The organism is Enterococcus sp. 10F3_DIV0382, assembly GCF_002140245.1.
Taxonomy (GTDB): Bacteria; Bacillota; Bacilli; order Lactobacillales; family Enterococcaceae; genus Enterococcus_B; species Enterococcus_B lactis.
In genome coordinates, this window is the sequence record NZ_NGMF01000001.1 from 541380 (window position 1) to 556151 (window position 14772).

The window sequence follows — 14772 nt, forward strand, 5'->3', positions numbered from 1 at the left end:
TTCTTAAAGATATTACGGAAGTTTATTTCACCCATCCCTATTCTTCATGGGAACGAGGGACCAACGAAAATCATAATGGGATGATTCGCCGTTTTATACCGAAAGGAACACGTATGGAAGATGTAGCGTTGACTACCATTCGTCGTGTACAGGATTGGATGAACAATTTGCCGAGAAGAATATTGGGTTACGCCACTCCGCGTGAGTGTTTATTGAACGAGCTATCGGAGCTATCCTTAGCCGCTAGATAACCAACAAAAACTAAATAACCAATGAATTTCAATAAGTGGCTAACTTGCACTTGAAATTTGGGGAATAAAATTGGATATCATTTGATTAAGCATTATCTAAGAATTAAGTGCGCGAAGAAAAAAGCAAAGGGAAGCCAAAGTAAAAAGAAAATGATACAGCGATCAGATTGTTTATTCTTGAGTTTAGAGGAAAAAATTACAAGTATTAATTTTATACTATTTTTATTATGAATAATATCCATGTGATGTGCTTGCAAGTAGTATTATCAATCAGAATATGGTTCATCAAAATAAGTACCTATCCTTTAGTCTCTTATACACATCTAGATGTGTATAAGAGACAGGAATATGGTTCATCAAAATAAGTACCTATCCTTTATTAAAGGGGAGCGTCAATAATTTTGTGTAAATGATTCTTCCCTACTGCAGATTGTTTCTAATTCTCAATCAGTTGGCTTAGCATTTGTTCAAGTTCGCCTTCGGCCTGATGAAAGCCTTTATGACTGCGACCTAGGAATTTTTGGTTGTAAGTATCAAAAGACGAGACTAAGAAACGTTCCATCGACTCTTCGTTTTGGAACTGCTCCTTGCGGTGGCTGTATTTCTTGATTTGCTTATTAAAGGATTCAATCAAGTTCGTAGAATAAATACTCTTGCGTATGGCCAAGGGGAAATCATAGAAAGTGAGCAAGTGATCGTTCGAAAGAATCGATTCAACCACTTTTGGATAGCTGGTTTTCCATTTTTTCGCAAAAGCACCACGTGCTTCCAACGCCACCTCTTTAGATGAGGCTTGATACACCATTTTAAAATCATCACAGACTTCCTTACGATTATTGACACGCACTTTGTGACTGATATTACGGGAAACGTGTACACAACAATGTTGAAAACGAGCTTTGGGATAGAACCGACTAATCGCTCCTACCACCCCCTTTAAGCCATCCGTGATGAACAGGAGGACATTTTTCAAACCGCGCTCTTGAAGGTCCAATAAAATTTCCTCCCAAATCGTGATGGATTCAGTCGGTGCAATCGCATAGCTCAATACTTCCTTTGATCCGTCCGGACGAATGCCAACTGCGATATGAATAGCTTCCTTGGCGACGGTTTTCCGCTTTAACGGAATATACGTTGCGTCCATATAAATAGCAGCATAACGGTCATGAAGCTCCCGCCCTTTAAACGCCGTTACCTCTTCTGTAAATGATTTTGTTATATTGGACATGGTTTGGGGCGTGTAGTGATGCCCATACATTTTCTCAATCAAGTCTGCGATTTCCGACATGGTAATACCTTTTCGGAAGAGGTGAATGACGGTCTCCTCTAAGGTATCATTCGTCCGTCTATAAGCAGGAACAGTCTGTTGCTTGAACTCGCCGTTGCGGTCGCGCGGAATCTGGAGATGAAGTTCCCCGTACTCGGTCTTGACCGTAGGGTCATAGGAGCCGTTACGAGAATTACCCGTGTTAAAACCAATGCGATCATACTTTTCGTAATCTAGGAAAGCCGTTAACTCCGTTTTGAGAAGCGTATTGACAGCTTTTTCCAAATGGACACGGAATAATTCATTCAAATCGCCTTTGTTCGCTAGAGTCTTTAGAATTTCTGTAGTAAAATCGTTCATATGGAAGTCCTCTTTTCTGTGAATGTGTTGTGGTAACTCTATTCTACAGAAGGGACTTCCTTTTTTCTATTTACACAAAATATTTTACACTCTCAACAAAAGTATCTTCGATTAATACTTGCTCAAGTTATGTGCAGCTACGAAAAAGTAGGTACCGAGGTACTTTCTTTTTCGCAGCTTTTTTTGGACTTATGAGAAGTACATTCGCTGGAAGAATACGATATAAAACGAGCTTTTTCACTAAAGATATTAATAGAGTGAAAGAAACAAGCTTTTGTTGTCAGTTTTTTCACTTTTCTAAAAATGAAAATAAAAAATTCTGGAAGTGGAGAAGAATTTTGCTTGCTATACTTTGTCTTGTAGAAAAGAGGTGGACAAAATAATGCAAGCTCAAATAAGCGATTTTCCATAACCTTGGTAGGAATGACAAATTAAATAGGAAAGGGAAGTAATAATATGGATAAAAAAAAGTTATCTCTATTCGGTTTTTTTGCCCTGACAGCTTCCATGGTTTTGACTGTTTATGAGTATCCGACCTTTGCAACATCACAATTACATTTGGTTTTCTTTCTTCTTTTGGGAGGTATTTTATGGTTTCTACCAGTTGCTTTATGTGCTGCAGAAATGGCAACAGTTGAAGGATGGAAAGATGGTGGGATTTTCAGTTGGGTTAGTCAAACTTTAGGAGAACGTTTTGGTTTTGCAGCTATTTTTTTCCAATGGTTTCAAATTACAGTAGGTTTTATTACAATGATCTACTTCATACTAGGAGCGCTGTCGTATGTAATTAATTTTCCAGAGCTTAATACAGATCCATTTATCAAGTTTATTGGTGTATTAGTCATTTTCTGGGTACTGACTTTTTCACAGTTGGGCGGGACCAATCGTACCGCTAAAATTGCTAAAGCAGGATTTGTCATTGGAATTGTTATTCCTTCGATCATTCTCTTTGGTTTAGCAGCAGCCTACTTTATCGGCGGTAATCCGATTCAAATGGCTATTAATGCGAAAGCTTTTATTCCTGACTTTTCTCAGCTTTCAACTTTAGTAGTATTTGTATCTTTTATATTGGCTTATATGGGCGTAGAAGCTTCAGCATCACATATTAATGAGCTGGAAAATCCCCAAAGAAACTACCCATTGGCAATGTTTTTACTAGTGATTTTGGCCATCGCCTTAGATGCAATCGGCGGTTTCTCAGTAGCAGCGGTTATTCCACAACATGACTTGTCTCTCAGTGCTGGTGTAATCCAAACATTTGAAATGCTTATTTTACATTTTAACAGTCATTTGCATTGGTTGGTAAAAGTGATTGCTCTCATGATTGCCTTTGGCGTTATGGGTGAAGTTAGTTCTTGGGTAGTTGGTCCATCACGAGGGATGTTTGCAGCTGCTCAGCGAGGTCTGTTACCAGTTTTCTTCCGGAAAACTAATAAACAAGGCGTTCCAGTTCCGTTGATTATGATACAAGGAATTATCGTTACTATTTGGGCAGCAGTCTTAACTTTTGGTGGAGGAGGCAACAATTTATCATTCTTAGTAGCAATCTCCTTAACTGTTGTTATTTATCTCGTAGGATATTTACTATTTTTCCTAGGTTACTTTGTATTAGTTTTTAAGAAAAAAGACTTAAAACGAACTTACAATGTACCAGGAAAAACTGTTGGCAAAACGATTATCGGTGGAATTGGTTTTATTTTATCAGTGTTCGCATTGCTTATCTCTTTTGTACCACCAGCTTCAATTGCAGCTAGTGAGCACCGAACATACCAAATCATACTACTTATTAGCTTTGTAGTGACTGTTCTTTTACCTTTTATCATTTATGAAGTACATGATAAAAGTGCTCACACAACTATTGAGGAACCTACTCACGTGAAAGCTGAAGACGTTAATCCCGCTGTTTATCCAGCTGCTAGAGGAGAGCACCACGTTACAAAAAATGATGAACATATTTTAAAACATTAGGAGGAATTCATTATGTTATACGGAAAAGATAATCAAGAAGAAAAAAGCTATTTGGAACCAATTTTTGGCTCTGCAAGTGAGGATGTTGTCTTGCCTAAATATAAGTTGAACAAAGAATCCATTGAACCACGAATTGCTTATCAATTAGTACAAGACGAGATGTTGGATGAAGGAAATGCGCGATTAAACTTAGCTACTTTTTGTCAAACGTATATGGAACCTGAAGCAGTGAAATTGATGACCCAAACGTTAGAAAAAAATGCAATTGATAAATCAGAATACCCACGAACAACGGAAATTGAAAACCGCTGTGTAAATATGATTGCTGATTTATGGCATGCTCCAAATAATGAAAAATTCATGGGAACTTCAACGATCGGCTCTTCAGAAGCCTGCATGCTGGGTGGTATGGCCATGAAATTTGCTTGGCGTAAACGTGCTGAAAAATTAGGTCTTGATATTCAAGCAAAAAAACCTAACCTGGTGATCTCTTCTGGTTACCAAGTTTGTTGGGAAAAATTCTGTGTATATTGGGATGTGGAACTGAGAGAAGTCCCAATGGATGAAAAACATATGTCAATTAATCTAGATACTGTCATGGATTATGTGGATGAGTACACAATTGGTATTGTAGGTATTATGGGTATTACTTACACTGGTCGTTATGATGATATCAAGGGTCTGAATGATTTAGTTGAAGCTCACAATAAACAAACTGACTATAAAGTATACATTCATGTTGACGCTGCATCGGGTGGCTTTTATGCACCATTTACTGAACCTGATCTAGTTTGGGATTTTCAATTGAAAAATGTTATCTCAATTAATTCTTCAGGTCACAAATATGGTTTGGTATATCCAGGTGTGGGTTGGGTCTTATGGCGTGACCAACAATACTTACCAGAAGAATTAGTATTTAAAGTTAGTTACTTAGGTGGAGAAATGCCAACTATGGCTATCAACTTCTCTCATAGTGCAGCACAACTAATTGGTCAATACTACAACTTTGTACGCTATGGCTTTGATGGTTATCGTGATATTCACCAAAGAACTCATGATGTTGCTGTTTATTTAGCCAAAGAGATCGAAAAAACTGGTATTTTTGAAATCATTAATGATGGATCAGAATTGCCACTTGTGTGCTATAAGCTGAAAGAAGATCCCAATCGCGAATGGACACTATATGATTTATCTGATCGTCTGTTAATGAAGGGATGGCAAGTTCCAGCCTACCCATTACCTAAAGACTTGGATCAATTAATTATTCAACGCTTAGTTGTTCGAGCAGACTTTGGAATGAACATGGCTGGTGATTATGTACAAGATATGAACCAAGCAATTGAAGAGTTGAATAAAGCTCATATTGTTTATCATAAAAAACAGGATGTGAAAACGTACGGCTTTACTCACTAAAATTCTTCAGAGAAATATAAAAGAAGTTAATTAACTAATAAAAGGAGTTGTGATTACCACACAGCTCCTTAAATCTATTTGAATAAATATATGATATTCATTTGTTACACTCTCAATCTTAGCTGTTGTTCTATTCATCATTACTCTTATTGTAAGTAGTTCAGTCAAATTTGCTTTTTCAATTGATCGATAACAGTATGAATTGTTTGAAAAGTAATCGGATATATAATTGTTTTCTCACTACCTAAGCCTTCTTGGTATAAAGAACTATCGCAAAGTATAATCCGCTGAGTACAAAAGAAAGTGTCGTCTACTATTTCTCTAAGTTGTTTACAAATGATATTACTAATAGAAAAGTGTTCTCCCAAAATGTCTTCTAACTGTTGTCGATAGTATAAATACCTAAAGTCTGACGGAGCTACTATGAATACTTCAATTGGAGATTTCCGTTTATGCTCATTTAAAAGACTTAAACTAATGGTTAGTTTACGAATAGAATTCTCATTCCAACGCAGAAATAAATTGTTTTGTTTTCGCCATTGTTCAAGAATTTCATGAACTTCTAAGTACAAAGCGCGTTGCTCTTCATTTAACAAGTAAGTCTTATCAGGTTGAAATATCTGAATATCAGCCCAAAGTGAGCGGATAAACGGGAGAAGTGCTTTATCAAAAAGTATCTGATTTTCTTCAGATATATTCAGAGATAAGATAAGTTTTTGACGGAGCTCAATCACCAAAGGGTTATCTGCTACATGGTTTTGATAAACAACGTTCAAGTCTTTTTGTAACAATTCAAAGTTATCGCATAGATAATTTCTAGAGTTGAATAGAAAGTAGATATAAAAGCATTCATCTTCGTCATGACATAAAGAGAAAGAAAGTTGCTCTAATCCTTTCTGTATTAGCTGAAACAAGAGAGTATGTCGGGTAACTCTTTTTTCTTCCTGACTAAAATATATTGGGTTAGTCTTAGATCTCTGCAAACCGATAGCGATACCTAATAAAATAAATTGTTTTTCAACTGTAGGGTAACTTCTTGAAAAAAAATGTTTTTCTACATAATCAATCAATTGTTGACCGCTTTGAATAATTGATTTATTTAGCTGGATCAACTCCGTCCGATTTGTCTCATAGATTATCGTTAGTAACAAACTTCGATAATCCTTTTCAGGAATTTCAAAATGGCCATCAGCATTTAAGTACTGCATTTGTTTAAAAAAATCAATCAACTCATTTCGTAAGTTGTAAACTTTGCTTAACGAAATGAAGGTAGTATCAGCTATATTACTCCAATTGTGTTCCCCTGATAAATAATGTCCTAATACATTGAAAAAGTCAGAGCGCTGATAGATGAGTTGAGTGAGTGCCAACCTCGAAAACGAAGAGTCGAATGCGACTGTAAAGCTACTTCTAGCTTTCTCCACTGAAATAATTTGCTGATGGAGTATGTCGGTAATGCATTCCAAGTCGTTAGTGACAGTGAGTGGGCAAACGTTCAATTGATCTGCTATTTCGCGAATCTTAATGGTCCCTTTTTCGTGTAATTGCTCACAAATGTAAACTTGACGAAAAATACTTTTCTCCAGATAGGTTTCCAACATAGTACTCCTCCTAGTCATTTTATACATAACTATTATAACTCTACCAATCGGAATAGTCCTGTAATATATTGAATCAAAAATATAAATTAGAAAATATGGAATGGCAACAGTTTTTTGACAAATTTTATAAGGTGCATAACTTCTTTCCGTATGCTATTCCGATTGTCCTTGACAATGAGCCTCCTCGGATGTGACGATCTTCGGCAGGAGCTAACAGTTAAAGTTAGACTGCCTCGCTAGCGTTAGCACATCCGAGCTCATTATCAAGGATTCGCTGCGCCAATCTCTGGTTACGGTAACCAACCGGTGTCTCGTAGCCAAGTGTACCGTGCAACCGAAGGTGGTTCCACCAATTGACATAGTCAAATAACTCCAAATCCAATTGTTTTAAGGTTTCAAATGTGTATTGATAGACAAATTCTACTTTCAACGACTTATAAGTTGATTCAGCTACGGCATTATCAAAAGGACAGCCTTTATGACTCAATGATCGATTGATGTCAAAAGTTGTTAATAATTCATCAATAGCTTGGTTATCAAACTCTTTTCCACGATCAGTATGAAAAATCTCAACCTCTGTCAGAGGTTGTTTGATACGGCTAAATGCTTTTTTTACTAGAACGGCATCTTTATGTTCTCCACAAGAATAGCCGAGAATTTCTCGATTGAACAGATCCAAAATGAAACAGACATAATTCCATTTTTTCCCGACTCGTACATAAGTCAAGTCTGTTACGATCGCTTCTAATGGGTTGTCTCTTAAGAATTTACGATTCAATACGTTTGTCGTTTTGGCTTCATTGCAAGTAGAATGATGTACTTTAAAATAAGCAACAGTATAGCTCGATTTTAATCCTCTATTTTTCATGATTCTACTAATTTTTCGTCGGCTGATCTGAATGTCTCGTTTTGATAAGGCTTTTTTTATTTTTCTTGAGCCGTAGGCCTTTCGGCTGCGGATAAATTCTTCAGTGACTACTTCTTCAAGTTCTGATTCGTCTTTCTTTGGTTTTGATTGATAATAATAGGACTGACGTGATAGACCTAATATTCTGCACATCGCTGATATAGGGTAAAGATGCTTATTCGCATCGATTACTTGTTTCTTCGTCCGAATATCAGCGCTGCTTGCTTTAAAATATCATTTTCCATTTCTAATTGCTGGTTTCTTTTACGTAGTTCTAACAATTCTTTTTGTTCAGGCGTAAGATTATCTTTTTCTTTGAATGAACCACTCGTTTTAGATTGCTTTACCCATTTGTCAAATGCTGAAGCCGTTAGTTCATATTCTCGAATGATTTCTACACGTGGCTTTCCAGCTAAGTAAAGATTGACGATTTGTTGCTTGAATTCTTGTGAAAAAGTTCTTCGTGTTCTCTTAGACATAAAAATTCCTCCTGGTATATTTTCTTCTAGTCTACACACCTTAATTTTTCTGTCTAGTTAATTGTAGCCTATCCAAACTTTTGTTAAATAAGAGTGAGATAGGTAATAGAGATCAATATATTAGAGCTAAAGGGCAAGAAATAATTGATTCATTAGGTGAAATGAGGTCATACAATTATTTGTATGTAACACATAGAGCTGATGGAATGGTCATTACTGTGGGGAAATCTTCTTCTAATGATATTTTTTTAGATGGAGATCTTTTTTATCAACTCAATACAAATCACTTGTCTGGCACTGAAAATATAATTTTAAGGACGGAATATGGCAATGAAATATTTGCAAAATATGATGAGATTTTAAAAAATTATTTGGACTGGGCTTGGATAATTCCGGTTGAGTCAGGAGATGCTAAGAAACTGGAGAGATTATTGGGCGATGAACTAATTAATAAAAAAGTACCAATTTTAAATTATTATTCCCATAGACAATAAAAGGCTATTTTTCATGATAATACTAGTTATAACTGTAAAAATGGAAGAAAATCTGGGAAAGAAGTTTTTAAATAAGTGTATTGTTCGATTTTAATAAATAATAAGCAATACCATCCGTCTGTGTTGCGCAACATCGTACTACAATGAATATTTTTTCACAAAAAGAAAATCATCCATCGAATGAATGGAAGGTTTTAGTATACACGAGGTTAATGCCCCCTCTTTTATAATCAGAGGAGTGAGGTTTTTTTTATGAATGTTTCTATTTTCTTATTGCTAGTCTAGTTTCTCTTACGATAAAATTGGGATTCTATTCCAGTTTTTATTGATTTGCTGATAAAATAACTTGAATGGTGGATATAAACATGATAAATAAGAGAAGAATAACAAAACGAGGTTGTGAAAAGATTCTCAAATGAATATAATAGAAAGAAAAAGGAGGAAGAATCAATGAAAATAGCAATTGCAGGCGCTGGCGCAATGGGAAGTCGCTTTGGGTTGATGCTTCACCAAAGTGGGAACGAAGTATTATTAATCGATGGCTGGGCAGAACATGTCCAACAAATCAAAGAACATGGATTACAAGCAAATTTTAATGGTAAAGAGGTAGAAGCAAAACTACCAATCGTTCTTCAATCCGAAGTAGAAAAAGAAGATCAAGTTGATCTGATTATTCTATTTACCAAAGCGATGCAGCTGGAAAAAATGCTGCAGGATATCCAATCATTAATCAAAAAAGATACAGAGGTCTTATGTCTATTAAATGGTATCGGGCATGAAGATATTATTGAGAAATTTGTACCAATGGAAAATATCTATATTGGAAATACCATGTGGACGGCAGGTCTTGAAGGTCCTGGTCAGGTCAAATTATTTGGAAGTGGTTCAGTAGAATTACAAAATTTAGGTGATGGAAAAGAAGCAGCTGCAAAAAAATTAGCAGACAAATTGTCTGAATCAGGATTAAATGCTCATTTTTCTGACAATATTCACTATTCTATTTATCGCAAAGCATGTGTGAACGGAACAATGAACGGACTATGCACAATCTTAGACGTTAATATGGCTGAGCTAGGAAAAACATCGACTGCTCATAAAATGGTGGCGACGATTGTCAATGAGTTTGCCAAAGTAGCAGCAGTAGAGAAGATTGAACTAGATGTCCCAGAAGTCATTGCACATTGTGAATCTTGTTTTGACCCGGAAACAATTGGGTTACATTATCCTTCAATGTATCAAGACTTGATTAAGAACCATCGATTAACAGAAATCGATTATATCAATGGCGCAATTTCTAGAAAAGGGAAGAAATATGGTGTTGCGACGCCTTATTGTGATTTCTTGACTGAGCTTGTCCATGCAAAAGAAGATAGTTTGAACGTAAAATAAAGGAGAGATTGAATGGAAACTTCACAAAAAATATCACCGAAAATTTTTCTGAATAAAGTCCTCGCTGGTACAGCAACAGGAATCATTATTGGATTGATTCCTAATGCAGTATTAGGTGCCATTTTAAAATATTTTAGTGCGTATCCCTTTGCGGTAACGATCGCACAGTTAGCAGTTATTTTTCAACTAGCAACACCTTTGATCATTGGTGGTTTGATTGCCTTACAATTTGGATTTGATCCGATGAGAATGATGGTTGTAGCCGGAGCTTCTTTTGTTGGTTCTGGTGTAGTCAAATTCACACCTGATTTGGGTGAAACGGGTGTTTACGTTGGTGCTGGTACAGGCGATATTATTAATACGATGCTGACAGCATCGATTGCTGTCGGGCTGATTTTACTGATTGGAAATAGTTTTGGGTCAGTGTCGATTGTGTTAACACCGATTGTTGTAGGTGTAGGTGCAGGTTTACTTGGTTTTTATTTATTCCCTTTTGTAACAGCAATTACTTCTGCAATTGGATCATTGATTAATAACTTCACTACCTTACAACCGCTGTTAATGTCTATCTTGATTGGTTGTTCCTTTGCCTTTTTGATTATCTCTCCTATTTCAACAGTAGCAATCGGAATGGCAATCCAACTAGATGGTGTTTCTGCTGGTGCGGCTGCGATGGGCGTAGCTGCAACCACTTTTGTTTTAGTAGTGAACTCTTGGAAGGTTAATAAGTCAGGTGTGACAATTGCGATTGCTTTAGGCGCTATGAAGATGATGATGCCTAATCTATTTAGAAAACCTGTGATTCTTATTCCTTGTTTAGTTAGTGCAGTGATTACAGCTATTCCTGTCGCTCTATTTTCTATTTCAGGTACGCCTGCTTCTGCTGGTTTCGGCGTGGTCGGACTTGTTGGTCCGTTGGCTTCTTTAGATGCAGGGCTAAATGGCTTTCTTGTTGTTCTTTGTTGGTTAGTCATCCCTGTTTTTGCGGCATTAATTACTCAATTTTTATGCGAGAAAGTATTTAAACTGTATGATCGAGAAGAAGTCTTCAAATTTTTAGGCTAGTAGATTTTACTAAGAAATTTTCAATCAATGGATGCGTAAGTGAGATGTCAACAACATCTGACTTACGTTTTTTTGCCTTTTTGAGTAGGAGATTGATGCTGACAACTGAACTCTTCAGTGCCATTCGATTTTTTAAAATGTAGAAGAAACTCACCTTTATGTTATTGATTGTTCAAAAGGCAACTAGAATAAAAATATGTGTTAAAATGTGAAAAAATTTGATTGTTGGATGTATCGAATAATCACTAAAAAGTAGGGGAAGAAAATGATTTTTTTGCAAAAATATGGTTTTTATTTTTTATTATTAGGTGTGATTAGTGATTTATCGACACCGTATATCCTTGGCCTTTTTTATCCCAAACTGAATCAAATGACTACCGTAATTAGTGTGTTTGGTGACGTAGATAGTCCAGTCAGACGTGCTTTCTTGGTCTGGTCAGTTGTATCTGGACTTTTTTTTGTTCTTTCGTTGCCTGCGTTGTATCACCTATTTGTTGGAACATCAAAAACACTTGCAATACTTGCTGTTGCAACAGTTGGTTTATATGGGATAGGTGATTGTATTTTTACTGGGTTATTCAGTATCAATACGAATGAAAGTTCTTGGAATCTATCGACTTGGATCCATAATATAGGTTCTGGGCTAGGCTATGCAGGCTTTCTACTTTTCCCATTGTTACTTGTTCTGCTTTATCGTCAAAGTGGTCAAGGTACGCTTAGCCATTTTTATCTTGTTTTAACAGTTATTAGTTTACTAATTGCAGGTCTTTACGGATTAGCACGGATTCCGTCGATTAGTCAGTTTGCCTTCTTTAAGCAATTGGGCTTCTTTCAACGATTAAGTTTTTTCTTTAACTATTTGGGTTCTATGATATTTGGTGTCCTTACTCGCCTTGAGTAACAACACCAAATATCATAGAACCCTTCTTTTTTTGTATAGATAAACTGCTTCTATCACTGATCATCGATGTTGTCTAACTGATGTCGCCGAATGCAAGCATTACCTTTGTCAGATTAAAAAATACTCGTTACACTTAATATAGAACGACGAAAGAAAGGATGATCTCAATGAAAAAAATGTACGAAACAGCAATGATCAATCGTGGAGGCCGTGATGGCGAGGTTGAGGCACCAAACGGAAGTATGCACATGAAGATCGACCGCCCAGGAATCCATAGTGAAGGGACAAATCCGGAACAACTTTTTGCGGCTGGATACGCATCTTGCTTCAACGGCGCGGTTCAACACATGCTGGAAGAAAATAATCTTGAGTCTGATTCTGAAGTCAAAGCACGGGTATCTTTATTTCAATTAGAAGATGGGGGCTACCAAATCGGGGTTGTTTTAGAAGTTTCTTTGCCAGGACTTGAGAAGGACCAAGCAGAGAAAATCGCAGAAGAAGCCCACGCATTTTGCCCATACTCTAAAGCAACAAGAGGCAATATTGATGTGGAAGTGACTATAGTAGAATAAGGGATTCTTAATGTTACTATAAATGAGATTATGAAAGATCCTATAAAGAAACGCTAGTAAAAGAAACGCTAGTAAAAGAAACATGTAGTTACGGTAATTAATAGCGGTATATGTACGATTGATCGAATAGAACAAGGAGGCAAAAAAATGACACAGCGGGTAGCAATAATGATTTTAGTGTTGCTGGTCATTGGCCTCCTTGTTTACTATGTCCTAAAGTTTAAGCATTGGAAGCAGCAACGGATACATCAGGATATTGAAAAAAAGTTAAAACGGTATCCTATTGTTCAAGCAGCTTGGGAAAAGGCTGAAGCAAAACAATATAACATTCCTGGATTAACAGAAACAAGAATGGTGGTGCCGGAAACCGGCGAAAATGAGGTTTGTCAATGGATGACGCCGCAAGGGTTGGCTTTTTCTCAAGATTTTGTGTTTATTTCTGCCTACTGCTATGACCATCAGCATCATTCTATTATTCATGTACTGGATAGAGAAACAGGACAGCCGATCAAACTGCTGATTTTACCTAAACGGCCACATGTAGGGGGCTTAGTATATGATACAAAACGGGAACTTTTATGGTTGACAATCACAGGATCTGCTACTGGACGAGTAGCCGCTTTACGTTTGATCGATATCTTAGCAGATACATCTGAAGAGACGGGACAGCCAATCGCTTATTGGCTGACAACTGATCTCTCAGAGATTCCACAAGCATCGTATTTGACTCAAAACAATGATCAACTGGTATCTGGCAACTTCACACTAAAAGGTGAAGGACAGTTGACTTTCTATCTATTGCCGACGATAGCTGAAATGAAAACAGCAATTCGCCGCAAAGACAAAATCCAACCAACCGTGACAATGAGCAGAAAAACATCTGATAAGATTCAAGGTGTGGCTTTTTATGGCCATTATCTCTTAGCCAGTCGTTCTTATGGTCCTTATACCTCGGAACTCTTAGTGTCCGAGCGGGACTCTCCTAGCCGGATCCTAAAACGAATCAAATTTCCACCGTATTTGGAACAAATCGTTGTTGTAGAAGATCGTCTAGCAGTATTGTTTGAAAGTGGCGCCGCAGCGTATCGCGAGAAAGCCAATCCTGTGTTAGCCAATGTTTTATTACTAGACTTAGCAACGTTGCTTCATGCAAATAAGCGTCCCAAAAAGATTGCTGCAACTAAAAAATAGTCGGACAACTCAAGATGATCACTGTTGTTCATAAAGAACGACAAGAAAAATCATCTAGCGATGTTCGACTATGGGTTTATTTAGGAAGTATTTCTACTAAGATTCAATATGGCTATACAGATTCGGCGAAAAAACAAGGCAATGTTAAGTTTTTGAGAATCACAGATATACAAGAGGGACGTGTAAATTGGTCCAGTGTGCCTTACTGTGATATTAGTAATTCTAAACTAGTTGATTTAAGATTGGAAGAAAATGACATTTTGATAGCAAGGACAGGAGGAACTATGGGAAAAAGTTTCTTGGTTAAGGAAATAAGTGAGGAATCTGTTTTTGCTTCTTACTTGATTCGAATTAGGTTAGTTGAGAAATTATTATCAGAATACGTAGACTGCTTCTTAGACTCGCCATTATATTGGAAGTTATTAGAAAAAATTTCTTACGGAACTGGGCAACCAAATGTAAATGGTACAAATTTATCTAAACTACTTATACCATTACCACCTTTAGAAGAACAACAACGCATGACTACTAAAATAGAAATGATAAGAAGATCTATTCGTAGAATCAATTTTGAGTAAATATAACGGACCTAGCATCCATTTTATACCAGATGATGCTAGGTCTATTATTTATATTTTATGGAATTTAATTGATTTGTTCTAGTGTTTTAATATTATTACGACAGTAAAAAAATAGTTTGATTCTTCTAACATGAATGACCATCTAGAAGTGGAAATGTATAAAAGATTTATTTTATGAAGTTTTCCTAATATCATTCACTCATGATACGCAGCTCCGTATCATAAGTGATGATATTTTTGTAATGTGTTCGGGCATGCTCTCTACTTACTAGTAGGTCAAGTGATTGATCATTAAATAGTAGAAATAGCATGTCCAAGGAGACATTCCACAAA

General features: G+C 36.5%; 12 protein-coding genes and 1 pseudogene. 10 read left to right on the forward strand and 3 right to left on the reverse strand.

Annotated elements, in window-relative coordinates; all coding sequences use genetic code 11:
* On the forward strand, nt 1-251 hold a 251-nt coding region (locus A5849_RS14670; RefSeq protein WP_143353362.1), incomplete at its 5' end, for an IS30 family transposase.
* A 436-nt stretch (nt 252-687) separates the two neighbouring features.
* Here the strand turns inward: A5849_RS14670 and A5849_RS02700 are convergent.
* Nucleotides 688-1902: an IS256 family transposase gene (locus A5849_RS02700; RefSeq protein ID WP_256924053.1), complete on the reverse strand. Its 1215-nt coding sequence runs from the start codon at nt 1900-1902 to the stop codon at nt 688-690.
* A 432-nt stretch (nt 1903-2334) separates the two neighbouring features.
* Here A5849_RS02700 and gadC point away from each other — a divergent pair, with 432 nt between their 5' ends.
* Nucleotides 2335-3846, forward strand: a complete 1512-nt coding sequence (gene gadC, locus A5849_RS02710) for a glutamate:gamma-aminobutyrate antiporter (RefSeq protein ID WP_002309701.1) — start codon at nt 2335-2337, stop codon at nt 3844-3846.
* A gap of 12 nt (nt 3847-3858) precedes the next feature.
* Nucleotides 3859-5259 (forward strand): glutamate decarboxylase, encoded by a 1401-nt coding sequence (locus A5849_RS02715; RefSeq protein ID WP_002309699.1) that lies wholly within the window; start codon nt 3859-3861, stop codon nt 5257-5259.
* Nucleotides 5260-5423: 164 nt separating this feature from the next.
* Here the strand turns inward: A5849_RS02715 and A5849_RS02720 are convergent, their stop codons facing one another.
* The gene (locus A5849_RS02720) at nt 5424-6860 is read right to left on the reverse strand and encodes a helix-turn-helix domain-containing protein (protein WP_002335151.1); all 1437 of its coding nucleotides are present in this window, start codon (nt 6858-6860) and stop codon (nt 5424-5426) included.
* A gap of 223 nt (nt 6861-7083) precedes the next feature.
* Nucleotides 7084-8246 (reverse strand): IS3 family transposase gene (locus A5849_RS02725; protein ID WP_143353344.1). Its coding sequence is split into 2 segments (ribosomal slippage): nt 7084-7970 and nt 7970-8246, totalling 1164 coding nucleotides; the frame shifts between segments, so codons are not numbered across the junction.
* Between the two features lie 71 nt (nt 8247-8317).
* Here A5849_RS02725 and A5849_RS02730 point away from each other — a divergent pair.
* From A5849_RS02730 to A5849_RS02760, 7 genes and pseudogenes are all read left to right on the forward strand, one after another.
* A pseudogene (locus A5849_RS02730) lies at nt 8318-8740 on the forward strand (hypothetical protein); the annotation flags it as partial.
* 450 nt (nt 8741-9190) lie between these two features.
* Entirely contained in the window at nt 9191-10129 is a 939-nt protein-coding gene (locus tag A5849_RS02735; protein ID WP_002291914.1) for a 2-dehydropantoate 2-reductase, read from the forward strand.
* Nucleotides 10130-10141: 12 nt separating this feature from the next.
* A complete protein-coding gene (locus A5849_RS02740) occupies nt 10142-11194 on the forward strand; it encodes a PTS sugar transporter subunit IIC (protein ID WP_002291912.1) in 1053 nt (350 codons plus the stop codon).
* 265 nt (nt 11195-11459) lie between these two features.
* Nucleotides 11460-12095, forward strand: coding sequence for a DUF998 domain-containing protein (locus A5849_RS02745; protein WP_002294761.1), 636 nt, complete (start codon nt 11460-11462; stop codon nt 12093-12095).
* Nucleotides 12096-12262: 167 nt separating this feature from the next.
* Complete coding sequence (locus A5849_RS02750; RefSeq protein ID WP_002292291.1) at nt 12263-12667, forward strand: organic hydroperoxide resistance protein; 405 nt, start codon at nt 12263-12265, stop codon at nt 12665-12667.
* A gap of 147 nt (nt 12668-12814) precedes the next feature.
* A complete protein-coding gene (locus A5849_RS02755) occupies nt 12815-13858 on the forward strand; it encodes a hypothetical protein (RefSeq protein ID WP_002292292.1) in 1044 nt (347 codons plus the stop codon).
* A gap of 14 nt (nt 13859-13872) precedes the next feature.
* The gene (locus tag A5849_RS02760; protein ID WP_002294754.1) at nt 13873-14436 is read left to right on the forward strand and encodes a restriction endonuclease subunit S; all 564 of its coding nucleotides are present in this window, start codon (nt 13873-13875) and stop codon (nt 14434-14436) included.
* Nucleotides 14437-14772 lie beyond the last annotated feature (336 nt).